The sequence below is a fragment of the Pseudomonas sp. NPDC089408 genome (genome assembly GCF_044749445.1).
Lineage (GTDB): Bacteria > Pseudomonadota > Gammaproteobacteria > Pseudomonadales > Pseudomonadaceae > Aquipseudomonas.
Genome location: NZ_JBIVHY010000021.1, coordinates 1 through 22,582, shown reverse-complemented (window position 1 = coordinate 22,582; position 22,582 = coordinate 1). Strand labels below are relative to the sequence as shown.

General features: G+C 62.1%; 21 protein-coding genes. 10 read left to right on the top strand and 11 right to left on the bottom strand.

All coding sequences use genetic code 11. The features are described 5' to 3' along the window. Positions 1-66: 66 nt before the first annotated feature. Positions 67-987, top strand: a complete 921-nt coding sequence (locus ACIP02_RS23960; protein WP_400621533.1) for a LysR family transcriptional regulator — start codon at positions 67-69, stop codon at positions 985-987. Between the two features lie 65 nt (positions 988-1,052). Here the strand turns inward: ACIP02_RS23960 and ACIP02_RS23955 are convergent, their stop codons facing one another. Next, positions 1,053-2,357 (bottom strand): MFS transporter, encoded by a 1,305-nt coding sequence (locus ACIP02_RS23955; protein WP_400621530.1) that lies wholly within the window; start codon positions 2,355-2,357, stop codon positions 1,053-1,055. Between the two features lie 265 nt (positions 2,358-2,622). Here ACIP02_RS23955 and ACIP02_RS23950 point away from each other — a divergent pair, with 265 nt between their 5' ends. Genes ACIP02_RS23950 through ACIP02_RS23940 form a run of 3 tightly spaced genes read left to right on the top strand, consistent with a single transcriptional unit; the run spans position 2,623 to position 4,932 of the window. Continuing rightward, on the top strand, positions 2,623-3,786 hold the full coding sequence (locus ACIP02_RS23950; protein ID WP_400621528.1) for an iron-containing alcohol dehydrogenase: 1,164 nt from the start codon (positions 2,623-2,625) through the stop codon (positions 3,784-3,786). 21 nt (positions 3,787-3,807) lie between these two features. Next, positions 3,808-4,122 carry an NIPSNAP family protein gene (locus ACIP02_RS23945; RefSeq protein WP_400621525.1) on the top strand — a complete coding sequence of 105 codons (315 nt, stop codon included), beginning with the start codon at positions 3,808-3,810 and terminating at the stop codon, positions 4,120-4,122. Positions 4,123-4,155: 33 nt separating this feature from the next. After that, the gene (locus ACIP02_RS23940; RefSeq protein WP_400621522.1) at positions 4,156-4,932 is read left to right on the top strand and encodes an SDR family oxidoreductase; all 777 of its coding nucleotides are present in this window, start codon (positions 4,156-4,158) and stop codon (positions 4,930-4,932) included. A 125-nt stretch (positions 4,933-5,057) separates the two neighbouring features. On the opposite strand, the gene ACIP02_RS23935 is transcribed toward ACIP02_RS23940, so the two are convergent. The 7 genes from ACIP02_RS23935 to ACIP02_RS23905 form a co-directional block, all read right to left on the bottom strand. Beyond that, positions 5,058-5,993: a cyclase family protein gene (locus ACIP02_RS23935; RefSeq protein WP_400621520.1), complete on the bottom strand. Its 936-nt coding sequence runs from the start codon at positions 5,991-5,993 to the stop codon at positions 5,058-5,060. 98 nt (positions 5,994-6,091) lie between these two features. Next, positions 6,092-6,634, bottom strand: coding sequence for a WYL domain-containing protein (locus ACIP02_RS23930; RefSeq protein WP_400621661.1), 543 nt, complete (start codon positions 6,632-6,634; stop codon positions 6,092-6,094). Positions 6,635-6,921: 287 nt separating this feature from the next. Beyond that, entirely contained in the window at positions 6,922-7,407 is a 486-nt protein-coding gene (locus ACIP02_RS23925) for a hypothetical protein (RefSeq protein WP_400621518.1), read from the bottom strand. A gap of 42 nt (positions 7,408-7,449) precedes the next feature. After that, entirely contained in the window at positions 7,450-8,436 is a 987-nt protein-coding gene (locus ACIP02_RS23920) for a zinc-binding dehydrogenase (RefSeq protein ID WP_400621515.1), read from the bottom strand. Between the two features lie 217 nt (positions 8,437-8,653). Further along, positions 8,654-9,061, bottom strand: coding sequence for an SRPBCC family protein (locus ACIP02_RS23915; protein WP_400621513.1), 408 nt, complete (start codon positions 9,059-9,061; stop codon positions 8,654-8,656). 21 nt (positions 9,062-9,082) lie between these two features. Further along, on the bottom strand, positions 9,083-9,880 hold the full coding sequence (locus ACIP02_RS23910) for an SDR family NAD(P)-dependent oxidoreductase (protein ID WP_400621510.1): 798 nt from the start codon (positions 9,878-9,880) through the stop codon (positions 9,083-9,085). Between the two features lie 86 nt (positions 9,881-9,966). Next, positions 9,967-10,890 carry a LysR family transcriptional regulator gene (locus tag ACIP02_RS23905; RefSeq protein ID WP_400621507.1) on the bottom strand — a complete coding sequence of 308 codons (924 nt, stop codon included), beginning with the start codon at positions 10,888-10,890 and terminating at the stop codon, positions 9,967-9,969. Between the two features lie 118 nt (positions 10,891-11,008). Here ACIP02_RS23905 and ACIP02_RS23900 point away from each other — a divergent pair, with 118 nt between their 5' ends. From ACIP02_RS23900 to ACIP02_RS23890, 3 genes are all read left to right on the top strand, one after another. Then, positions 11,009-12,019 (top strand): aldo/keto reductase, encoded by a 1,011-nt coding sequence (locus ACIP02_RS23900; protein ID WP_400621504.1) that lies wholly within the window; start codon positions 11,009-11,011, stop codon positions 12,017-12,019. Between the two features lie 249 nt (positions 12,020-12,268). Further along, positions 12,269-13,462, top strand: coding sequence for an MFS transporter (locus tag ACIP02_RS23895; RefSeq protein ID WP_400621502.1), 1,194 nt, complete (start codon positions 12,269-12,271; stop codon positions 13,460-13,462). A gap of 30 nt (positions 13,463-13,492) precedes the next feature. Next, the gene (locus ACIP02_RS23890) at positions 13,493-14,599 is read left to right on the top strand and encodes an alkene reductase (RefSeq protein WP_400621499.1); all 1,107 of its coding nucleotides are present in this window, start codon (positions 13,493-13,495) and stop codon (positions 14,597-14,599) included. A gap of 156 nt (positions 14,600-14,755) precedes the next feature. Here ACIP02_RS23890 and ACIP02_RS23885 read toward each other — a convergent pair whose 3' ends face one another. Further along, positions 14,756-15,664: a LysR family transcriptional regulator gene (locus ACIP02_RS23885; protein ID WP_400621496.1), complete on the bottom strand. Its 909-nt coding sequence runs from the start codon at positions 15,662-15,664 to the stop codon at positions 14,756-14,758. Between the two features lie 273 nt (positions 15,665-15,937). Here ACIP02_RS23885 and ACIP02_RS23880 point away from each other — a divergent pair, with 273 nt between their 5' ends. From ACIP02_RS23880 to ACIP02_RS23870, 3 genes are read left to right on the top strand one after another with little or no spacing between them, the layout of a single operon-like run. Next, positions 15,938-17,242 (top strand): MFS transporter, encoded by a 1,305-nt coding sequence (locus ACIP02_RS23880; RefSeq protein ID WP_400621493.1) that lies wholly within the window; start codon positions 15,938-15,940, stop codon positions 17,240-17,242. A 30-nt stretch (positions 17,243-17,272) separates the two neighbouring features. Beyond that, positions 17,273-18,514, top strand: coding sequence for a Zn-dependent hydrolase (locus tag ACIP02_RS23875; RefSeq protein ID WP_400621491.1), 1,242 nt, complete (start codon positions 17,273-17,275; stop codon positions 18,512-18,514). After that, positions 18,514-19,536 (top strand): histone deacetylase family protein, encoded by a 1,023-nt coding sequence (locus tag ACIP02_RS23870; RefSeq protein WP_400621488.1) that lies wholly within the window; start codon positions 18,514-18,516, stop codon positions 19,534-19,536. Before ACIP02_RS23875 ends, ACIP02_RS23870 begins: the two co-directional genes overlap by 1 nt. A gap of 395 nt (positions 19,537-19,931) precedes the next feature. Here the strand turns inward: ACIP02_RS23870 and ACIP02_RS23865 are convergent, their stop codons facing one another. After that, positions 19,932-20,210, bottom strand: coding sequence for a hypothetical protein (locus ACIP02_RS23865; protein ID WP_400621485.1), 279 nt, complete (start codon positions 20,208-20,210; stop codon positions 19,932-19,934). Next, positions 20,210-21,964 (bottom strand): S-type pyocin domain-containing protein, encoded by a 1,755-nt coding sequence (locus ACIP02_RS23860; RefSeq protein ID WP_400621482.1) that lies wholly within the window; start codon positions 21,962-21,964, stop codon positions 20,210-20,212. The genes ACIP02_RS23865 and ACIP02_RS23860 overlap by 1 nt, the downstream gene beginning before the upstream one ends. Positions 21,965-22,582 lie beyond the last annotated feature (618 nt).

Here is a 22,582-nt window from a genome sequence, read left to right as displayed (position 1 = left end):
TCAACAATCGCCGGTTGACGACCCTCTATAGTGCTCGGCATTACAAAACCAATGCCGAGCTGCCTGATGATTCCTTCCCTGGACTCCATTTTCTCCCGCCTGCGCCTGCGCCAGTTGCGTTTGTTGATCGAACTTGACCGCTGCGGCTCACTGCACAAGGCGGCCGAAGCCATGGCCATTTCCCAGCCTGGGGCAACCAAGGCCTTGCGCGAAGTAGAGGAGGTGCTGGGGGTTGCCTTGTTCCAGCGCCAGCCCAGTGGCCTGGTGGCCAATGACGTAGGCCGCTGCGTAGTGCGTTATGCGCGGCTGATCCACAGTGACCTGGGGCATTTGCGCGAAGAGGTGCTTGGCATCGTCCAGGGCCAGGGTGGGCGGCTGGCGGTTGGCAGCATCATGGGCGCCATGCCGACGCTGGTCAGTGCCTTGGGGCGCTTGCGCCGCAAGCAGCCGCAGCTGGCGGTGGAAATCGCCGAGAATACCAGCGCCAACCTGTTGGCCAAACTGGATGAGGGGCGCCTCGATCTGGCTATCTGCCGGCCAAGCCTGGGCCGCAACGCTGCGGACTATGCCTTTGTCGAGCTGGCCCAGGAGCCGCTGGCGGTCGTCGCCCACCCGCAGCATCCGCTGGCCGGGGCCAAGGCATTGGAGGTCGGCGACCTGAGCCAGTACCGCTGGGCGGTCTACCCGGCCAACACGCCCATGCGCCAGGCGCTGGAGCGCGAGTTGAGCGAAGCAGGGGTCGAAGTGCCGCGCTATCCCCTGGAGACGTTTTCCACCTTTGCCACCTTCATGCTGCTGCAAGACGACCCGACATTGGTGGCGGTCATCCCCAGCGCGGTAGCAGCCTTCGCCCAACAGCGCGGCTTGCTGGTGTCGTTGGCAGTACAGCTGCGAGCATTGAGCGAGCCTTTTGGCATCGTGCATCGGGTGGCCGCGCCGCTGTCGCCGGCAGCGCGGTTGCTGGTGGAAGAATTGACGGCCGATTGAGGCCTGGCTTGTCGTGCCGACGAATTGCGGCGATGGGCTGCAAGGCAGCCCCGACCGACTCAAGTTCAGAACTGCCGCTCACGGTAATCGATCAAGCTCGAAAACAGCGCAATCAACGCCGCTGCGATAACAAAGAAGATCAGTGCATAGAAGTAGTCCCCGGTGTACTGAACGATCAGCCCGATCACGATGGGCACCAGCACCCCGGCCATGTTGCCGCAGAAGTTCATCGTACCGCCCAGCACCCCGGTGCGCGACGGCCCGCCAATGATCGCCGGCAGGCACCAGTACATGCCGCACCAGCGAATGAAGAACATCGCCACGCACAGCAGGCTGATCACCGCAACGGTTTCGCCCACATAGGCCGCCGCCAGGATGCACACCGCCGCCACCAGCGCCGAGCCGCTGAACATGCTGCGCATTACCAGGTTGGGCGAGGCACCGCTGGCGCGCCAGCGGTCACCAATCCAGCCGCCGATCAGCTCGCCGACAAACCCGCACATGAAGATCAGGAAGGTTGCGCCACCCATGGCCGATATGTTCAGGCCATGAGCTTTGTGCAGGTAGCTGGGCATCCAGGTCAGCAAACCGTAGAAAACGGCCAGGATGCAGCTGTAGCCGGCGAACATGGCAAAGATCGAACGGTCTTTGAGCAGCTCGCGCAGTGGCAGGCTGGCCTTGGCCGCGGCGGCATGGGCACTGGCGTTGCCTTCGGTGATATGGCGCAGTTCGGCTTCGTTCACCCCGTGGTGCTCGCTGGGGTGGTTGCGGATATACCGGTACGCGAGGATGCCGGCCAGCACCGTGCCAACGCCGGCCACCACGAACGCCAGGCGCCACGACCCTAGCCAGGCGATCAGGCCGGATATCAGGATCGCCCCCAGGGCACTGCCCAGCGGTGCGCCACCATCCACCAGCACGGCGCCGCGGCCGCGCTCGTTGGGTGTCAGCCAGGCACCATTGAGCTTGGCCCCAGCCGGCATGATTGGCGACTCAGCCACGCCTAGCCCGATGCGCGTCAGCAGCAGTACCAGCCAGTTGTGCGAGGCCGCGCCCAGCGCCTGGAACAAGCCCCAGGCCACGGTGGCTGTACCGATGATGCCGCGGGTGTGAAAGCGGTCCAGCAGCATGCCGCCGGGGATCTGCATCAGCGCATAGGACCAGAAGAAGGCACTGAGCATCAGCCCCTCCATGGCCGGCGTCAGGTCGAACTCGGGGGCAATCAGCGGCAGTGCCACCGACAGCGAGGCGCGGTCGATGTAGTTGATTGCGGTCAGCAGCAACAGGATCAGGAAGATGCGCCAGCGCACCGTGGTCATCGGTGCTGCAGCAGGCAGCGCCAGGGCAGACGGGGAGGGTGAGGTCTTCATCGCAGGAGCTCGTTGTTGTGATTATCGGGAGGCGTAGTGGCTACGCAGGCCGATTGTTGGAGCACTGCCGGCAGGGCGGGTAATGAAAAGAGCTGATCCGCCAATAACGCCTGCTTATTGCCTTGCGGGGGATAAGCAGGGGTTATTGGCGGATCAGCTCTTTTCATTATCGGTGGCCCCGGCCTGCGCTCTAGATTGCCCCGGCACGGTCCGCCAGCGTCACGGTGGGCACAACAAGAACAACGCAGTTGCCTGAGGACCCCTCATGAGCCAATTCCAGTTCCATTTCCCGACCATTGCCAAATGCGGCGCGGGCCTTGCCGACCAGGCCGGTGCGCTGCTCAAGCCCTACCTTGACGGCCCGTTGCTGGTGGTGACCGACCAGGGCCTGATCGATGCCGGCATCCTTGCGGGCTTCTTCGCTTCGCTGGAGCAAGCGGGTATCGACTATCAACTGTTCTCGGCGGTTGAAGCCAACCCCAGCACCGATGTGCTGGATGCTGCGGTGGCGCTGCTCAAACAGCGCGGCTGCACGGCGGTGATCGGCGTAGGCGGCGGCAGCAGCATCGACACCGCCAAGGGTGTGGCGGCGATGGCCACCAACCCCGGCAACATCCTCGATTACGAGGGCTACGACAAATTGGCGCAGCCGCCACTGCCGATCTTCGCCATTCCGACCACGTCGGGCACCGGCAGTGAATGCACGGCGTCGACCGTGTTCACCAACAAGCGCACGTTGTTCAAGACCGTCATCGTCAGCCCGCGGTTGTTCCCACGCTTGGCCATCCTCGACCCGGCGCTGACCCTGAAGCTGCCCGCAGCCATCACTGCTGCCACCGGCATGGATGCGCTGACTCATGCCATTGAGTCATACGTGTCACGCCAGGCCAATCCGATCAGCCAGGCCATGGCCCTGCAGGCGATTCGCATGATCGCTGCCAGCCTGGAGAAGACCTACTTCGTGGGTACAGACAGGGTTGCCCGCGAGCAGATGCTGCTGGGCTCGTTCCTGGCCGGGGTGGCGTTCTCGCAATCCAAACTGGGCAACGTACACGCCATTTCCCACACCTTCGGCGGGGTGTTCAACATCCCCCATGGCATCGCCAACGCCGCGCTGCTGCCCTACGTGATCAAGTTCAACCTGCCAGCCTGCCCGGAGCGTTTCCGCGACATCGCCATCGCCCTGGGCGCCGATGTTGCCGGGCTCAGCCTGGAGCAGGCCGCAGCGCGCACCGTGGACGCGGTGGTGGCGTTGAACCATGCCATTGGCATCCCGGCGACCATCCGAGAGCTGGGCGTGGACCTGGAGTTTTTGCCGCAGATGGTCAGCGACTCGATGCGCAGCGGCAATGTGCTGGTCAACCCACGGCTGACCACGGCGCACGATGTCGAGCGCCTGATCACCGATGCCTATCACGGCAACCTCTGAACCTGAAGCGGAACCACGACCATGTTTTATGAAATGCGTACCTACACCCTGCACATCGGCAAGATGAAGCAGTACCTGGAACACTTTGAAAAGGAAGGCTTGCCGGTGATCTCGCGCTACGCCAAGCTGGTGGGCTGGTGGTACACCGAAATTGGCGAGCTGAACCAGGTCGTGCATATCTGGGCCTACGAGAGCCTTGACGCGCGCATCGAACGCCGCGCCGCCCTTTACCGCGATGCGGACTGGCTGGAGCGCTTCATTCCCGTGGCGTTCCCGATGCTGGTGCGGATGGAGTCGAAACTGTTGATGCCTGCCGCGTTCTCACCCATCCAGTGACCCTGTAACCGTATTGCATCAAGGAGCAACCCTATGGATCTAGGCATTAGCGGCCGCTGGGCCATTGTCTGCGCGGCCAGCCAGGGCCTGGGCAAAGGCTGCGCTGAGGCGCTGGGCAAAGAAGGTGTCAACCTGGTCATCAATGCCCGCACCCAGGCCACCCTGGAGCAGACCGCTGCCGAATTGCGCGCCGCCTGCCCGGGCATCGAAGTACGGGCCGTGGCCGGTGATGTTGCCGACGCCGAGGTGCGCCAGGCGCTGCTGGCTGCCTGCCCGCAGGTCGACATTCTGGTCAATAACGCCGGTGGCCCGCCACCGGGGGACTTTCGTGACTGGGGGCGTGAAGACTGGCTGAAGGCGCTGGACGCCAACATGCTCACGCCTATCGAGTTGATCAAGACAGTGGTCGATGGCATGGCCGCGCGGGGTTTCGGGCGGGTGGTGAATATCACTTCCGGTGCAGTCAAGGCACCGATCGATATCCTTGGGTTGTCCAACGGTGCCCGCAGCGGCCTGACCGGTTTCATAGCCGGCCTGGCCCGGCAACAGCGCTTGGCGGGCAGCAATGTCACGCTGAACAACCTGCTGCCAGGGGCGTTTGATACCGCGCGGTTGCAAAAGACGCTGAAGGCAGCAGGCGGTGATGAGCAGGTCACTGCCCAAGCCCGGCGCAAGGCCATTCCAGCGGCGCGCTTTGGCGATGCCGGCGAGTTCGGTGCGTATTGCGCGTTCCTGTGCAGTGCACATGCCGGCTACATCACCGGGCAGAACCTGCTGATCGATGGCGGGGCGTATCCCGGCACCTTCTGAATCCGCCCAGGTTGAATACCCTGTGGGGAGCGGCTTTAGCCAGCGCGGTGCATGGCACCGGCTGCGCCGGTGTTCGCGGGCATGCCCGCTCCCACAGGTATCGAGTCAGCCTTGGAGGATGGTGATCAGTAAATCGCCACCGGGTTGATGTTCACCTGGGTCGAGCCCTTGTACAGCGGTTGCCCCAACACGAACAGGAACTCGAACGCCTTGTCCTTTACCAGCGCGCGGGTGTCGATCAGCTCCAGGTTGTAGATACCCCGCTTGGCCAGCATGAACTGGTTGACCGGGAACTCTTCACCGGTCGGGTTGGGGTACACCTCGGAGGCCCAGGTATCACCACCAAAGGCAACGATGCCCTGGTCTGCCAGCCATTCAGCCGCAGGCAAGTCGATGCCCGGTTCGGTGGCGAGGAACTGCTGGTTGTCCTTGCCGATCAGCTCTAGCCAACCGGTGTTGAACAACACCACATCACCCTTGCGCAGGGTAATGCCTTGTTTCTTCAGCACGCGCTTGATGTCGGCAACGGTGAACGCGGTACCGCCCGGTACGATGGCCTTACCGTAGTAGGCCGTCATGTCCAGCACCACGCCACGGGTGACCATCGGCGGTACTTTCTCCACGCCCAGTTTGGTCACGCCTTCGACAGTGACGAAGTCAGCAGCCTTGTTACCGTTGTAGTAGACGTTGTCGATGCCGATATGGCCGATGCCGTTAAGCTGCGTGCCGACGCCTGTCCAGCCGTTGACCAGCTCATCGTTGAAGCTGAACTTGTTGCGGCCCAGGGTCTGGCCAGCCTGCTCGCCGGGCTGGATGTTGTACAGGTGGAAGCTGCGGTGGCGGAACGCTGGCAAGTCCTTGCTCACCGGTACTGCCAGTGGGTAGGTTTTGCCGGTCTTGACCAGGCCGACCGCCTGTTTGACCACCTCTGGGGTGAGCAAGTTGGCGGCGCCGATTTCATCCTGTTTACCGTATGGCGAAGTCTGCCAGTCCGCGGCCAAGGTGGTTTGGGCAGTGGTCGCCAGCGCGACGGCGAGCAGCAGGGGCTTGAAGCGTTTCATCGTGTACTCCTGAAAATGTTGCGTTGTCAGGAGCGAATTCTGCGCAGGGCCGGCAGGGGGAAAAAGCGGCCCGCGGGACAATGACTTTTGCCTGCCGGTCAACAACCGCCATCGTGCAGCACCAGGCTCTGGCGCAACTGATCGAGCATGGCCACACGCAGCGCCTCGGGGGCTTGCACCCGGATCGAGCCGGCCTGCGACAGCAACCAGCCCATCAACGCCCGGTTGTCATCGACAGTGGCCACCAGCGCCGCGCCACCGCTGGTTTGCGCAGTCAGTTGCATGTCTGCCGACAGCGGCGCTTGTACCAGGCGACGGGCAAGGGCGTCATCCACCCAGGCGTGCAGTTCAACCTGTGCCGGCGGCGTCAGCGCGTCGGGTTGCAATTGTTGCGCTTCGCCCAGGCTCAGGCCTGGTTGCCAGTACCAGCCATAAGGCATGCCTTTGCTGTTGCATTGCAGTGGGAACAGCGCGGCGAGTTCGACCAGGTCGCGCTCGACGGTGCGTTTGCTGGTGGTATGGCCCACGCTGCGCAGGGCGACCTGCAACTGGGTCGAGCTCATGCCCGGGTGGCGACCTGGCAGCAGCTTGAGCAACTGCCACTGGCGGGCGATGGTATGGCGGGTAGGGTGGCTGGGCACAGGCTCGTCCTTGAAGGCGGGCACGAGGCCTGCCTGGGTAATGGCGTTTAGCTATTGCCCAGCATACCCCGTCACAAGATCGGATCCAAGTTGTAGCATTACACCTCGGTCGAGTGGTGCCCCGCCAGGTCGATTATCTTGTAACAAGCAGTCGCAGTTGCCAGGGTCCGCCCTTTGCGTGTGCTGCTCATGCTTGAGCAGCTTCCAGCCAAGTAGCTGTGCCGCCTTGGGCATCGGCAGCAGCCCTTCGCTCGTTTTCCAGAACAGGTTCTTTCATCGCTATCTCCCTACGCGCAAGCCCGGGCCAGTAGCCCGAAGAAAAAGCCCAGCCAGCACAGCATCATGGTCACCCAACTGGCCATGACCGGTGGTGATCCATTGGTACGGCGTTTCACTTGGCCACTTACCGCGATAATCGGCGTGATCGCCAGCAGGCAATACGCTTGTAACAGCACCAGCAGTTGCAGCGGAACACGCAGGACGAATACTTGGTACAGCATCATCAACCCTGCGCAGGCAATGGCCAGCCAGCCCCAGCCGATCAGCCGTACCAGGGCTAACAGCAGCAGTTGCAAAGGGGCATCCAGCGTGTGCCAAGGGCGTTCAATTGCCGCAGCGTGGTAGGGCATGAATTGCGAGCGGGTCGCATAGATGAGGGCAAAGACCGCAATGATGAGCAGTGCGGCGCCGTAGCTTGCCAGATGAAACAAAATGAGCCAGTCCATCGCAGAGCCTCTTGCTAACCTGACGCGATGGTGAACCGCGTCAGGCATTCGGGCTACTGGCAAAAATATCGGGTGGCAATGTAGTGGCGCTTAATCCAGGCGCGTCACCCATTTACCTGCACCGGTGCCGTCTTTCAGCTGGCGCAGCGCCTGTGGTAATGCAGTAAAGGCGAACTCGCGGCGCTGTGGTGCGATCAGGCTGCCATTGGCTACCGCCTGCAGCAGTTGTTCGCCGGCCACACGCAGGGCTTGGCGATCTGCCAATTGGCCATGGGCGTGAATGCTGTTCAGCGCCACCTCATGCAGCGAAATCGCCGTGCTGAAGGCCGCCGTTGGCGCGCTTTCCTGGCGGTCCTGGATGCACACCAGGTGGCCGTTGTAGCCGAGCAGGTGGGCAAGGCTGCCAGCATGGGCGCCGCTGACGGTATCGAACACGGCATGCAGCGGGCGCTCGCCCAGGGAGGCCTGCAGCTGCTGTTGCCAGTCGGCGCGTTGGTAGTCGAACACAGCGCTTACGCCAAGCGCCTTGAGCGTGGCGTGATGGCGCTGGCCGGCTGTCGCCCAGACGCGCAGGCCACGTTGTGCAGCCAGTTGCGCCAGGTAGAAACCCACTGCGCCGCCGGCACCGATCACCAGCACATCGCGGCTGGCACCTTCGGGGACTTTGGCCAGGGCCTGCCAGGCGGTCAGGGCGGGGCAGGGTACTGCGGCAGCGGCGCTGTCGCTGAGGGCGCTGGGAATGTGCATCACCAGGCTGGCATCGAGCAGGCAGTGCTCGGCGAAACTGCCGTCGCGGGCCAGCGATTGGTGGTAGGCGACACGGCTGCCCAACGGCAGGTCGACGCCTGCGCCAGCGGCGACTATAACGCCGGCACCATCTACACCTGGCACGGTGCCTTGCTGCCAAGCCGGGTGGCCCCACTCGCAGATTTTCCAGTCCACCGGGTTGAGGGCAATGGCGCGGTTAGCCACCAACACTTCGCCAGGGCCGGGGTGTGGCAGGGGCTTACGCAGCAGTTGCAGGCCGTCGAGGCCGGCGTTCGGGGTCCAGGCCCAGGCTTGATGATCGGTTGGCATGGTGCGGGTCCTTGTAAGACGGGTGTGGGCGCGAGGCTAGCGGAGATTGGGGCGGGGGAAACAGGCGTGATACGGGCAAGGTGTTTTGACGGCGAGGCAAAAATACAGAGGTGGATGATTGTAGGAGCGGGTTTACCCGCGAATGCGTCAGCTCAGGCACCACTGTTTTGGCGACTGACGCTTTCGCGGGTAAACCCGCTCCTACAGGGGACTGGTGTCAGCCCAAGGTTTTCGCCAAGGCTTCCAGGCCACCTTCATAGATGCCCTTGAACAGCGCCTGGGCCTCGGCATCGCTGACCCCTGCCGGGGTGAACTCACCAGACCATTCGACCAGGCTGCCCTGGCCATTGGCCTTGATCCGCAGGGTCGACAGGTAACCGGTCACCGGGAACGGGCTGGTCAGGATCGTGTAGCTGTAGCTGCGCTGTTTTTCGTCAAACGCCACCAGGCGCTCGACAATGCTGTTGCCGTCCGGGTCTTTCAGCGAGCGCACTCGGCCACCTTCGCTGGAAATGCTCTCGGGAATGAACGGCAGCCAGTCCGGCAGGCTGTCGAAACCGCCGATCAAGGCCCAGACGTGTTCAGGGCTGTGGTTGGTTTGCAGGGAAGCGTAGGCAGTTGCCATGGGGTGATTCTCCAGTTGAACTCAAATAGCGAGGCTGTCGACCACACCGCCGTCGACCCGCAGGGCCGCGCCGGTGGTGGCAGAGGAATAAGGGGAGGCGAGGTACACCGCCAGGTGCGCGACTTCGTCGACATCGGCTGCGCGCTGGATGATCGAGCTTGGCCGCGCGGTACGCACGAAGTTGTCGGCTTCTTCACGAATACTGCGCCCCGACGCCTGGGCCGCATCGGCCACCAGCGCGGCCACGCCGTCAGTCAGGGTCGGGCCGGGCAGTACCGCGTTCACGGTAACGCCGGTACCGGCCAGCCGTTTGGCCAGGCCATGCGATACGGCCAGGTTGGCGGCCTTGGTGACGCCGTAGTTGATCATGTCGGCCGGGATGGCAATGCCCGATTCCGAGGAAATGAACAGTATCCGTCCCCAGCCTTTCTCGACCATGCCGGGGGCATAGTGGCGGGCCAGGCGCACGCCGCTGAGTACGTTGGTGTCGTAGAAGCGCGACCACTCGCTGTCGGCCACGTCGAAGAAGTCGACGTCGTCATAGATGCCCAGGTTATTGACCAGAATATTGGCCCGCGGGTGGGCGGCAAACAGGGTTTCGGCACCTGCAGCGGTGCCCAGGTCGGCGATTACGCCGTGAACCTGGCCCTGGCCGCCTTGCTCACGCAGTTCGGCCAAGGCGGCATCCAGCGACTTCTGGCTGCGCCCGGCAATGACCACGTCGGCGTTGGCGCGGGCCAGGCCGCGGGCGATGGCCAGACCTATACCGCCGGTCGAGCCGCTGATGATGGCGGTGCGTCCGCCGAGGTCGATGTTCATGGAATGGCTCCTGTGGGTGAGTTGCATCGATGGGAGCCATGCTAGTGAAGCGCTTTAAGACTGTAAAAGACGTAATTCGACTGAGTTCAGACCTGCATGGACTTATCAAGCCCTTCTACTGCCAATGCCAGCACCCGCTGGCGAAAAATACCCACGATCGGCCGCAGGTCGACCTGATGCCAGGCCGCCCACAGTTGCACGCTGGGCTGGAACCATTGCAGTTGGCGCAATACCACGGTTGGCCCGGCGCTGGCCGACAGGCTGCTTTGCACCATGGCCAGGCCCAGGCCGGCAGACACCAGGCCCAGCACGCTCAGCGGGTCGGTGGCTTCCAGCGACAGGCGCGGGGTAAAGCCGGCATCGCCGCAGCGGGCAATGAAATCATCGCGCTTGTTGACCTGGTCGGGCTGGCCGCCGGTGATGATCCATTCCTGTTCATGCAGGTCGGCCGGGGTTAGTTCGGCCTTGCTGGCCAAGGGGTGCAGCGCCGGGATGGCCAGCAGCATCGGGTCGTCCAACACCGGTTGCGCACGCAGGTCAGGGTCGTTCTTCGGTGGCGGCTCGCACACCAGCGCAATGTCCAGGCTGCGCTGGCGCAGCCCTTCGAACTGCTCGTTAGGGGTCATGTTGTACAGCGCAATGTGAATGTTCGGGCGTTCGCCACGAATCGCTCGCACTGCGCCGGGCAGCACGCCGGCATGGATGGCGTGGTTGACGTAGCCGATACACAGCCCGCCTTCTTCGCCACGGCCCAGGCGTTTGCCCAGCGACTCCAGGCGCTCGGCATGCTTGAGCAGGCCACGCGCCTCGGCCAGGAAGGTGCGCCCGTCGTTGGTCAGGTACAGGCGCTGGTTGCGCCGTTCGAACAGTGCCAGGCCAAGGTTGTCCTCCAGCTGGGCGATCTGCCGGCTGAGCGGCGATTGGGAGATGTGCAACTGCTCGGCGGCCCGACCGACGTTCTCGCATTCGGCGACGGCCACGAAGTAGCGCAACTGACGTAGATCTTGCATGAGACCTCCAGGGACTTAACTGTGACGAATTATGACTTGGACGGTCTCGATTTGGCCAGCCTAGGATGTGCTCACGTCGTCGCTTGATGACTTTACGCACCCTTACTGGAGACATTCCATGAGCTTGAAAGACCTGATCGCCAACCCTCTGGGCTTCGGTACCGCGCCACTGGGCAATATGTTCCGCAACGTGCCGGACGCCGAAGTGCAAGGTTCGGTGGACGCAGCCTGGAACAATGGCGTGCGCTACTTCGATACCGCGCCGTTTTACGGTGCCGGCCTATCGGAAATCCGCCTGGGCAAGGCCCTGGCCAAGCGCCCTCGCAATGAGTACGTGCTGAGCAGCAAAGTAGGCCGGGTGATCCTCGACGAACTGGAAGACCCGGCGGCCCGTGAACTGGGTGAGAAGAGCGGCCTGTTCGAGCATGGCAACCGTAACCGCATCGTCAACGACTACAGCGCCGATGCCACCTTGCGCTCGATTGAAGACACCCTCAAGCGCATGGGCACCGACTACCTTGACATTGTCTGGATTCACGACATCGCCCAGGACTTCTACGGTGACGAATGGCTGAGCCAGTTCGAAATTGCTCGCACCGGTGCCTTCCGCGTGCTGACCCGCCTGCGTGAAGAAGGCGTGATCAAGGCTTGGGGCCTGGGGGTTAATCGCGTCGAGCCGATCGAACTGACCCTGGACCTGGAAGAAGCACGCCCGGACGGCTTTCTGCTGGCGGGCCGCTACAGCCTGCTGGACCACGAACGTGCGCTGCAACGGGTGATGCCGGGTGCCTTGGCGCAAGGCCTCGGCATTGTTGTCGGCGGCCCGTACAACTCGGGTGTGATTGCCGGGGGTGACCACTACGAGTACCAGAAGGCCAGCCCGCAGATCCGTGCGCGTGTGCAGCGCCTGAATGAAGTGGCGGCGCGTCATGGGGTGGATATCAAGGCGGCGGCACTGCAGTTTTCGCTGGCGCACCCGGCGGTGGCGGCGGTGATCCCTGGGGCGACCCGGCCGCTGCATGCTGATCAGGACCTGGCGGCGTTCAACGCGGTGATTCCGGCGGCGTTCTGGGCCGAATTGCGTGAGCTGGGGTTGATTGCACAGCATGCGCCGGTGCCTGCGGTTTAATAGTGGGTAAGGGGAGGGCTTTGCCCTCCTTCGCGGGTAAACCCGCTCCTACAGCGACCGCGTGCCTTGTAGGAGCGGGTTTACCCGCGAAGGAGGCTGCCCAGGCAACCAAAAAGCTTGACCCCTCCGCAACAGCCTGGCCAATACCTTTGCCTTCAAGTCAAAACTCATTGTCCCGGCTTTATCTTTTTCCCGCCCTCGCATCCCCCGAGAATTCACCCATCCCAACCTTCCACAGGTGATTCTCAAATGCCTCTCGCCCTGTTAGCCCTGACTCTGGCGGCCTTCGCCATTGGCACCACGGAGTTCGTGATCGTCGGCCTGATCCCGACCATCGCCAACGACCTGGCCGTCACCCTGCCTTCGGCCGGCCTGCTGGTCAGCCTCTATGCCCTCAGCGTCGCCATCGGCGCGCCGCTGCTCACCGCCATGACCGGCCGCGTACCGCGCAAGCTGTTGCTGGTCGGCCTGATGGCCCTGTTTACCGCCGGTAACCTGGTGGCCTGGCAGGCGCCCAGCTATGAATCGCTGATCATGGCGCGCATCCTCACCGGCCTGGCCCATGGCGTGTTCTTCTCGGTCGGTTCGATCATCGCCACCAGCCTGGTGCCGAAAGAAAAAGCCGCCAGCGCCATCGCCACCATGTTCAGCGGCATGACTGTGGCCTTCGTCACCGGCATTCCGCTGGGCACCTTCATCGGTCAGCACTTCGGCTGGCGCGTGACCTTCCTGGTGGTGGCGGCCTTCGGCCTGGTGGCGCTGCTCGGCGCACTGCTGTTCGTGCCTAAAGGCGTCCAGCACAGCCAGCCGGCACCGCTGTTGCGCCAGCTGCGGGTCATGCTGCAACCGCGCCTGCTGCTGGTGTATGCGATGACCGCTGTGGGGTACGGCGGTTCGCTGATCGCCTTCACCTTCCTTGCGCCGATCTTGCAGGACATCGCCGGCTTCGGGGCCAACAGCATCGCCCTGGTGCTGCTCGCCTACGGGGTCTCGGTTGCCCTGGGCAATATCTGGGGTGGCCGCCTGGCCGACCGAAAAGGTCCGGTCAAGGCGCTGTCGATAATCTTCCTGCTGCTGGCCGTGGTGCTGCTGGCGCTGACCTTCACCGCGCCGCACCCGGTACTGGTGGTGGTGACCGTACTGGCCTGGGGCGCAGTGGCCTTCGGCAACGTGCCGGGCCTGCAGGTGTACGTGGTACAGCAAGCGGAAAAGGTTGCCCCGGACGCGGTCGACGTAGCCGCTGGCTTCAACATCGCCGCTTTCAATCTAGGTGTGGCCGGTGGCTCTTGGGGCGGTGCCCAGGTGGTACAGCAGCTCGGCCTTGGCCACACGCCCTGGATCGCCGCGCTGGTCACCCTCGGTGCCCTGGCCCTGACCCTGTACAGCGGCCGCCTCGACCGCCGCGTGCCGGCCCAGCCACAACCTGTCATCAGCCGCGCCTGACCCCTCATTCAACTTACGGAGATAAACACCATGACTCATGATCCGCTGTTTCAACCCCTGCAACTTGGCGCCCTGAACCTGCCCAACCGCGTACTGATGCCGCCGATGACCCGCTCACGCGCTGGCCAGCCTGGCGACGTACCGACCGCATTGATGGCCGAGTACTACGCGCAACGCGCCAGTGCCGGGCTGATCGTCAGCGAAGGCACCTGGATCGCGCCGCTGGGCAAGGGCTACGCGCGCACCCCGGGCATCCACACCCAGGCGCAAGTCGACGGCTGGCGTCTGGTCACCGACGCGGTGCATGCCGCCGGCGGGCGCATCTTCGCCCAGCTCTGGCACGTTGGCCGCCTCAGCCACAGCAGCCTGCTCGGCGGCCAGGCACCGGTATCGTCCTCGGCCATGCAGGCCAAAGGGGTGAATGTGTTCATCGACACTGCCGACGGCACCCCGGGCTTCGTCCAGGCTTCCAAACCGCGTGCATTGGGCGAAGCGGAAATCGCCGAGATCGTCGAGCAGTACCGCCAGGCCGCGCGCAATGCCATGGCGGCCGGATTTGACGGTGTCGAGCTGCACGCCGCCAACGGCTACCTGGTCAACCAGTTCCTCGACTCCGGCGCCAACGACCGCACCGACCGCTACGGTGGTTCACTGCAGAACCGCCTGCGTTTCCTTGACGAAGTGACCCGTGCGCTGGTCGATGGCACGGGCGACGCCCAGCGTGTGGGTGTACGCCTGGCACCGCTGACCACGCTCAATGGCTGTGTCGATGACGATCCCGTCACCACCTACACCGCAGCCGCCAAACGCCTGGGCGAAATCGGCATTGGCTACCTGCACATTGCCGAAGCCGACTGGGACGATGCGCCGGACATGCCGAGGGACTTCAAGCAACAGCTGCGGGCGGTGTTCCCAGGGGTGATGGTGTATGCCGGCAAGTACACCGGCGAACGTGCGCGGCAGGCGCTGGAGGAGGGCTGGGCAGACCTGATCGGCTTTGGCCGGCCGTTCGTAGCCAACCCGGATTTACCAGCGCGGCTGAAGCTGCATGCGCCGCTGGCCGAGCACGAACGGGCCACGCTGTTTGGCGGCGATGCCCATGGCCTGACCGATTACCCGGCCATGGCAACTGCCTGATACCAGAAATTGCGCGGTCTCTTGTAGGAGCGGCCTTGTGTCGCGATCGGGCCGCAAAGCGGCCCCTGGATTGCAGCTTCGCCACTGACATTGCCGGGGCCGCTTTGCGGCCCTATCGCGACACAAGGCCGCTCCTACAATGACCGCACAAAGCTTTCAAGCGACGCTCGCCTGCAACGCCTCGATAAACACCTCTTCCGCCCGACTGAGCCGCTGCTCCCTGTTCCACAACAGGTGAATATCCACATCGGCAATGCCTTCCTGTGGCGGCAGCTTCCACAGCAACCCCGCTGCAACGTCTGGCGCCACCACATGCTCCGGCAGGCAGCCGATGCCAAACCCGGCAATCACCAGCCGGCGCACTTCCTCAAGGCTTGGTGACGATGCCACGATCCGCCCGGCAAACCCTTGCTGGTCGCGGAAAATGGTCAGTGGCGACAGCATGCCGCCAATCTGGTCACTGGTGAAACTGACGAAGTTCTCCCGTTGCAGGTCGCCTTCGGCCTGGCCGAACAGGGCATGGTGCTTGCCACAGAAAAACGCATAGCGCTGGCGCAGGAACAGCCGTTGCTCCAGTCGTGGCTGCGCGCGGCGGTTGAGGCTAAGGCCGGCGGTGGCGGTTTTTTCTTGCAGGGCGGCGACGATGTCGGAGCTGCGCATGACGTCGATCTCCAGCTCCACGCGAGGGTGCTGGCGGTGGAAGTCCGCAAGGAAATCGTCGAAACGTTCACTGACGATGCGGCTGATCATTAGCAGGCGCACCTTGCCCACCAGTTCGTCCGCCGGTTGCTCCAGCAAGCCACCAATCTGCGACATCTGCCCGTACACCTCGCCGGCCAGCTGGAACAGCTGCTCGCCCATTTCGGTCAGCACGAAGCGCGGCCCGCGGCGGGCGATGAGCTGGCGGCCGAGCTGCTCTTCCAGGCGCTTGAGTGCCTGGCTTACCGCCGGCTGGGTGAGGTGCAGGCGGGCGGCGGCGCGGCTGATGGACAGCTCCTGGCCAATGACGCGGAAGGTGCGCAGCAGGTTCCAGTCGAGGCGGTCGTTGAGCAGGCGGTCAGACATGGCGGGGCTCGATAATAAGCGTGACTAATAGTGCGCATAATAAATAGAAAATTGACTAATCATAGCCCTGGGCCGATAAATCGCAGGTATTGAGGCCTGTTGTATCGGTGTTGGCTTCTTCGCGGGCTCGCCCGCTCCCACAGGGGTTGTGCGATCCCTGTAGGAGCGGGTTCACCCGCGAAGAAGCCAACACCCAACCAACAAGCCAAGCGCCAACAGAGCGCCACCGTGACCCCGTCAACTCCTGCCAGAACAACAAGCAAAGGAGCCCCCATGAAGCCCACCGCTTCCGCCCAACCGCGCCGTGCTGCAGCCGCCGCGTTCATCGGCACCATGATCGAATGGTACGACTTCTACATCTACGCCACCGCTGCCGCCCTGGTGTTCGGCGCGCTGTTCTTCCCCTCTGACGACAGCCTGTTCAGCACCATGGCTGCGTTCGGCACCTTCGCCGTGGGCTTTTTTGCCCGGCCCTTGGGTGGCATCGTCTTCGGCCATGTTGGCGACCGAATCGGCCGCAAGAAATCGCTGGTTATCACCCTGCTGATGATGGGCATCGTCACCGTGTGCATCGGCCTGCTGCCGACCTACGCGCAAATCGGTGCCACCGCGCCGGTGCTGCTGATTTTGCTGCGCATCGTCCAGGGCATCGCGGTGGGCGGCGAGTGGGGCGGGGCGGTGCTGATGGCTGGCGAGCACGCCCCCAAGGGCCGGCGCAACTTCTTTGCCTCGTTCGCCCAGCTGGGCAGCCCGGCAGGCCTGATCCTGTCGTTGCTGGCCTTCGGCGCGGTCACCCGCCTGCCAGAAGAGGACCTGATGAGCTGGGGCTGGCGTGTGCCGTTCCTGGCCAGCGCGTTGCTGCTGCTGGTAGGCCTGGCGATTCGCCTGGGGGTGAATGAGTCACCCGAATTCATTGCCAGCCGCGAGCAGGCGCAAAAGGCCCGGCGCAAGGAGCAGGCACCGGTGTTCGAGGTGCTACGCACCGCCTGGCGCCCGCTGTTGCTGTGCATCGGCGCCAATACGCTGGGCATTGCCGGGGTCTACTTCACCAACACCTTCATGATCAGCTACACCACCCAGCAGTTGCACCTGGAGCGCTCGCTGATCCTGGAGTGCCTGTTCTTCGTGGCGATCATCCAGTTCTGCGTGCAGCCGCTGGCCGCCTGGCTGTCGGAAAAGATCGGCGCCACGCGCTTCCTGGCCTTGGTCGCGCTGCTGGCGATGGCCTCGCCTTACCCGATGTTCGTGTTGGTCAGCTCGGGCCAAGGCCCGTTGATCGTGCTCGGCATCGCCTTGGCAGCAGCCTGCATGGCCTCGTTCTATGCGGTGATCGCCGGCTACGTCAGCGGCATGTTCGAAACCCGCGTGCGCTACACCGCCATTTCCCTGGCCTACCAGATTTGCGGCGCCATCGCCGGCGGCCTGACCCCGCTGATCGGCACCTGGCTGGCCCACGCTTTCACTGGGCAGTGGTGGCCGATGGCAGTGTTCTACACCCTGATCGCCACTATCTCGCTGCTCTGCGTGCTTGCCCTGGCGCGCCAGTACGCCCGTAGCCAGCAGCTTGAACTGGCCTGATCGAACCGATTTATTCTGGAGTACCCGCACATGTTGAAAAGCAATGGCGAACGCCTGTGGGCGAGCCTGATGGCCATGGCCGAAATCGGCGCCACCGCCCGCGGCGGCAGCTGCCGCCTGGCCCTCAGCGATGAGGACAAGGCCGGCCGTGAACTGTTCAGCCACTGGTGTCGCGAAGCCGGCCTGACGCTGACCGTGGATGCCATTGGCAACCTGTTTGCCCGGCGCCTTGGCAGTGACCCGGATGCCGCCCCGGTAATGATCGGCAGCCACCTCGATACCCAGCCTGAAGGCGGCCGTTTCGATGGTGTCTACGGCGTGCTGGCCGGGCTTGAAGTGGTGCGCCGACTCAACGACCTGAATATCCAGACCCGCAAGCCGCTGGAAATTGCGGTATGGACCAACGAGGAGGGCGCGCGCTTCACCCCGGCCATGTTCGGCTCGGCGGTGTTCACCGGCAGCCTTGCGCTGGCCGAGGCGCTAGCCATCCGCGACGCCGATGGCATCAGCGTTGCCGATGAGCTGCAACGTACCGGTTACGCCGGCCAGCGCCCATTGGGTGGTCAGGTGGATGCCTACTTCGAAGCACATATCGAACAAGGCCCGATCCTTGAAGACAACGCCAAGGCCATCGGCGTGGTCAGCGGCGGCCAGGCCATCCGCTGGCTGGATGTGACGGTCGAAGGCTTGGCGGCCCATGCTGGCACCACGCCAATGCCGCTGCGCAAGGATGCCCTGTACGGCGCGGCACGGATGATCCAGGCGGTCGAGCAACTGGCGGCGGATTTTGCCCCCGAAGGGCTGACCACCGTGGGCGAGTTGTCCATCGCCAAATCTTCGCGCAATACCATCCCGGGCCTGCTGCAATTCACCGTCGACCTGCGCCACCACCGTGACCAAGCCATCGAGGCGATGGAGCGTGACCTGACCCTGAAGCTGCAAGCCATCGCCAGCCAGCGTGGCTTGCAGGTGCGCATCGAGCGCCACTGGGTCAGCCCGGCTACCCCGTTCGATGCCGACTGCGTGGCCGCCGTGCAGCAAGCGGTGGATGCGCTGGGTTATGCCCAGCAAAGTATCGTCAGCGGCGCCGGCCATGACGCTATCCTCTTGGCCCGCTACTGCCCGACGGCGATGGTGTTCATCCCCTGCGTTGGCGGCCTGAGCCACAACGAAGCCGAAGACGTGTTGCCCGAGGATGCCCGCCAAGGCGTCGATGTGCTGCTGAATGCCGTGCTGGCCCGCGCCGGCCGTGTCGAACAAGGAGAAGCCTGATGCGTTGCTACTTCCACCCCGAACAACTGCTGCACCACCCGCGCAGCTACTACTCGCGCGGTGCCATGCGCACCCCGCAGGAAATCCCCGAACGCGCCCAGCGCCTGTTGCAGGCGGCCAAGGACCTTGGCTTTGACATCCGCCGGCCCGACGACGCCGGCCTGGAACCGCTCACGGCGGTGCATGGCGAGGCCTACCTGGCCTTCCTCGAAGAAGCCCATGCACGCTGGAAGGACGTGCCCGAGGACTGGGGCGATGAAGTCATGTCGAACATTTTCGTGCGCGAGCCCAACGCCCTGCGCGGCATTCTCGCCCAGGCCGGGCGTTACCTGGCCGACGGCAGCTGCCCGGTAGGCGAAAGCACCTGGCACTCGGCCTATTGGTCGGCGCAGAGCGCGGTGGCCGGGGCCAAGGCGATTTTCGATGGCGAGCCGGCGGCCTATGCCCTGTGCCGGCCACCGGGGCACCATGCACGGTTCGATGCGGCGGGCGGGTTCTGCTACATCAACAACGCCGCCGTGGCCGCCCAGGCCTTGCGCAGCCGTTACAGCCGCGTGGCGGTTCTGGATACTGACATGCACCATGGGCAGGGCATTCAGGAGATCTTCTACGATCGCCGTGATGTGCTGTACGTGTCGGTGCATGGCGACCCGACCAACTTCTACCCAGGCGTGGCCGGGTTCGAGGATGAGCGTGGCAGCGGTGAGGGGGAGGGCTACAACCTCAACCTGCCGATGGCGCACGGGGCCAGCGAAGCGGACTTCATGGGGCAACTGGACATTGCGCTGGCTGCGGTGAAGGACTTTGGTGCCGAGGTGCTGGTGTTGTCGTTGGGGTTCGATATTTACGAACTGGACCCGCAGAGCAAGGTGGCGGTGACGACTGAAGGGTTTGCTGCGTTGGGTGAGCGGATTCGGGCGTTGCGCTTGCCGTGCCTGATTGTGCAGGAGGGGGGGTATCACCTGGAGAGCCTGGAGGCGAATGCGCAGGCGTTTTTTGCTGACAAGGCGGACTGGCTGTGAGTGCGTGGTGCCAGTAGCGGTAGTGCAGCTGCCGGCCTCTTCGCGGGCAAGCCCGCTCCCACATCGACCGAGCCGGATTCAAACCTTGGGGAGGTCGCCCAGCCCTTTGGGCTGCGCTGTCGCGCAGAGAACTGGGTTCGTGAGCGGTCCGCATACCCTGCGGCTCTAGCCGCGAAAATCCAACGCGGTGCATGGCACCGGCTGCGCCGGTGTTCGCGGCTAAAGCCGCTCACACAGGGACCGCACCAGCCTGAGGCCTGCGCAGTACCTGTGGGAGCGGGCATGCCCGCGAAGAAGCCCGCGCGGTCTCAAGGGTGAAACGTGCGCCCCAGCGCGTCCAGCCGGGTAGCAATCGGCGGCAACCGCCGGCTGCCGGCGCGATTAAGGGCTAATCCCTATGAAACATTATTGAACGTATATTTTTGTTCGAGCATGAATTTAGGTGCTGTCCATTTTGGGCCTTTCACATACCCCCCACCCTCTTCCTTAATAAGACCATCTTCTATCATTTTTTTAATCAGATTCAGAAGGCCATTGCAATCGCCGAGATGAATCCAATTGCATTGAGTGTAGAGCCTATCTATCTGCGGGTGGGAAACGCCAGTGCCTCTTGTGATGAAAAGAATTACGTCAGTAGGAGTTTCGTTTTGAATTACATCGCGTATGGTATTCATCAATATTCCCGCTCAAGCTGTTTCAGGTCTGCTTCCAGAGCTTCTGTCGTATATAGTAATTCGGCCTCTGAGCCAAGCTGGTAGTCTTCTAAAGTAGCTGCATGCGTGTTGTTCCATGCCTCGCCACGATCAGTTGGCAAAATTTTATCAGCAATACCAAGGGCGCGGAAGCGCTCAAGCTCCCTTATTTCGTGCGTGAAAAATCGCTTGTCGATGTCGGATGCTTGTACTTCGCCCTGTAGGATTTTCTCAAGCCTATCAATCATAATCTTGTTTGCGTCAGAGGATGTGAAGCGACTTATGTGTAGCTTGACCAGTTCGACACCGGTCGCCGTGATCCTAGCCTCTCGCCAATCCAGTTTCTCGATAGGTCCACCCGCTTTGTCTGGGTTGTAAGGGCGTCCGCTGAAAGTGCCTATTGTTGTCGCGCCGGGATAGGGAGAATTGAAAACTACGTACAATGGTGATAGGCCAGATTCTGGCGGGAAGCAATAGATGCAGTCTTTATAGTTTGGTAACTCATGGGCAGGGAGTGGTGTCGCGTCTATCCATACGGGTCTGAGATTGACACCCTCATAGGGATCCGACGTTATCGGATTACTGGGGGTTGTAGTTGACGTCCCATTCACGGTATGAATGGGGAAGCTGAGCCTGATTGGAAAGTCGCTCGATGGAATCGATGTGTAGCTATTGCCACTTTTATCCATTACTAAGGGGCGTACAGGCACCTTTTTTTCAGCGTTTGCGGAGTTTGCATTGTTCGTAAGTATATACGTGTCCAGATTGGCCTTTATTCGGAGCGGAGATTCGATTGTTCCGTGCTTGAGCGCGATGTCATGAATGTTCGTAGGCAAATCAGGAATGAGTTGTTCGGCAGGCATGCTCAGGGCTGATTCGTGATACAAATCAGCGTTGCCTAATTCTGACGAGTAAAAAAATAAACCTATGCCTAGCCTGAATATTGGAGTTGCAGCAAGGGCTAGTCTTTTGATTTCCTCTATTCCGCTTGAGAGTTTCCAGTTGAGTCTGTCGAATCTGATTGGGTCGATTGATATTGTTGTTAGTGTTGTGCTCAGCTCAATTGCGGAGTTCGGGTTTAGGGTGATGGAGTTGTCTTCACTGTGTTTGTTGTGGTTGTTTTGTAAAATTCTTATTGTTTTTTTTTTTTTTTTTTGGAGATTTTCGTATTCCTTTTTGACTTTTTCAAGGCAGCGGTTTAGCACTATTTCAATTTGCGCGGCGGTAATGCTGCTCATTAGTAAGTGCAGGTCTTCCTCGATAACAAAGAATTCTTTTTCGCGCCCGCCGTAATCGCTTACGATGTTTTCAAAATTCAGGGCTGCATCGTCGATGCCTGTGGTGTATATGTGTTCTGCCATGTAAAGATTATTATGGTGGATTGCTTGGTTGTAGATTTTGTTATAGAGAAGCAGCAGGAATTTCTTTTGGGCGTAAAGATCGTTTGTCTGGTTTGGGTGGGATTTTTTTATTTCTGAATAGTGTTTGGTCAAGTAATTTTCAAATCCAGGGGTTCCCTCTGGGCAAGTGGCCTCGATTTCCTGTATCACATTTTTCGCAATGGTCGCTGAGTTGACTCTGAGCGCCTCTTTTGAGAGCGATGCTATGTTCGGCGGTGCTATAGGCAGTGTGTATGGGCTGTCCCATGAAAGGATGCTTTCAAAGTCATAGCTAAAAGGCGCGGCTGGATATATTTCTTGCAGCTCCTGGCTTGTTAGTGTTCTGCGCGAGGTCACGTCTGTTTCCCTTGAAGAGGCCTTGAGTTACTAAACGTTGAGGCTTTTGCAAGAGGGGTGGCACAGGGAATAGATGCACTGCTACTAAGTGGCAAACGCGACACCTGAAATACAAATCGTAGATGCCGGTGGCTGGTGGGCGTAAGAAGAGGGGTTAAGCTATTGGATCAATAGTAGCCTGTACGAAAAATGCCTGCGCGACGATCATGCGGCGTTGAAAACAGGCTCGGAATGCTCATTTACAACCTTTCAGGATTGACTGGCCCTTTGTAGGAGCGGCCTTGTGTCGCGAAAGGGCTGCGCAGCAGCCCCAGGATTTCAGCGCAGAAACAGCAATGGCCGGGGCTGCTGGGCAGCCCTATCGCGACACAAGGCCGCTCCTACACTGACCGCGTCGGACTCAACCCTGTGGGAGCGTGCATGCCCTAATGCCAGTCAGTTAAGCAATTTGGGGCCGCGTTGCGGCCCATCGCCGGCAAGCCAGCTTGTGTCTTCAAGGCCTCTTAAACTCAGAAGGGTGAGAGCAGTGGGTGGCAGACTGAAAGCCAGCGGTGCTTAAAGCACGAGTGGGAGCCAAGTCGCCACCCACCTCTCACTCTGACCAGAAGCCCGAACAGT

What these genes read in the sequence shown, in the direction of transcription:
- ACIP02_RS23945 (WP_400621525.1), top strand. Translation starts at nt 3,808, where the DNA reads ATGTTTTATGAAATGCGTACCTACACCCTGCACATCGGCAAGATGAAG.
- ACIP02_RS23940 (WP_400621522.1), top strand. Translation starts at nt 4,156, where the DNA reads ATGGATCTAGGCATTAGCGGCCGCTGGGCCATTGTCTGCGCGGCCAGC.
- ACIP02_RS23885 (WP_400621496.1), bottom strand. Translation starts at nt 15,664, where the DNA reads ATGTCTGACCGCCTGCTCAACGACCGCCTCGACTGGAACCTGCTGCGC.
- ACIP02_RS23935 (WP_400621520.1), bottom strand. Translation starts at nt 5,993, where the DNA reads ATGAAACGCTTCAAGCCCCTGCTGCTCGCCGTCGCGCTGGCGACCACT.
- ACIP02_RS23950 (WP_400621528.1), top strand. Translation starts at nt 2,623, where the DNA reads ATGAGCCAATTCCAGTTCCATTTCCCGACCATTGCCAAATGCGGCGCG.
- ACIP02_RS23920 (WP_400621515.1), bottom strand. Translation starts at nt 8,436, where the DNA reads ATGCCAACCGATCATCAAGCCTGGGCCTGGACCCCGAACGCCGGCCTC.
- ACIP02_RS23870 (WP_400621488.1), top strand. Translation starts at nt 18,514, where the DNA reads ATGCGTTGCTACTTCCACCCCGAACAACTGCTGCACCACCCGCGCAGC.
- ACIP02_RS23890 (WP_400621499.1), top strand. Translation starts at nt 13,493, where the DNA reads ATGACTCATGATCCGCTGTTTCAACCCCTGCAACTTGGCGCCCTGAAC.
- ACIP02_RS23955 (WP_400621530.1), bottom strand. Translation starts at nt 2,357, where the DNA reads ATGAAGACCTCACCCTCCCCGTCTGCCCTGGCGCTGCCTGCTGCAGCA.
- ACIP02_RS23925 (WP_400621518.1), bottom strand. Translation starts at nt 7,407, where the DNA reads ATGCCTGACGCGGTTCACCATCGCGTCAGGTTAGCAAGAGGCTCTGCG.
- ACIP02_RS23880 (WP_400621493.1), top strand. Translation starts at nt 15,938, where the DNA reads ATGAAGCCCACCGCTTCCGCCCAACCGCGCCGTGCTGCAGCCGCCGCG.
- ACIP02_RS23895 (WP_400621502.1), top strand. Translation starts at nt 12,269, where the DNA reads ATGCCTCTCGCCCTGTTAGCCCTGACTCTGGCGGCCTTCGCCATTGGC.
- ACIP02_RS23915 (WP_400621513.1), bottom strand. Translation starts at nt 9,061, where the DNA reads ATGGCAACTGCCTACGCTTCCCTGCAAACCAACCACAGCCCTGAACAC.
- ACIP02_RS23900 (WP_400621504.1), top strand. Translation starts at nt 11,009, where the DNA reads ATGAGCTTGAAAGACCTGATCGCCAACCCTCTGGGCTTCGGTACCGCG.
- ACIP02_RS23875 (WP_400621491.1), top strand. Translation starts at nt 17,273, where the DNA reads ATGTTGAAAAGCAATGGCGAACGCCTGTGGGCGAGCCTGATGGCCATG.
- ACIP02_RS23960 (WP_400621533.1), top strand. Translation starts at nt 67, where the DNA reads ATGATTCCTTCCCTGGACTCCATTTTCTCCCGCCTGCGCCTGCGCCAG.
- ACIP02_RS23910 (WP_400621510.1), bottom strand. Translation starts at nt 9,880, where the DNA reads ATGAACATCGACCTCGGCGGACGCACCGCCATCATCAGCGGCTCGACC.
- ACIP02_RS23905 (WP_400621507.1), bottom strand. Translation starts at nt 10,890, where the DNA reads ATGCAAGATCTACGTCAGTTGCGCTACTTCGTGGCCGTCGCCGAATGC.
- ACIP02_RS23865 (WP_400621485.1), bottom strand. Translation starts at nt 20,210, where the DNA reads ATGAATACCATACGCGATGTAATTCAAAACGAAACTCCTACTGACGTA.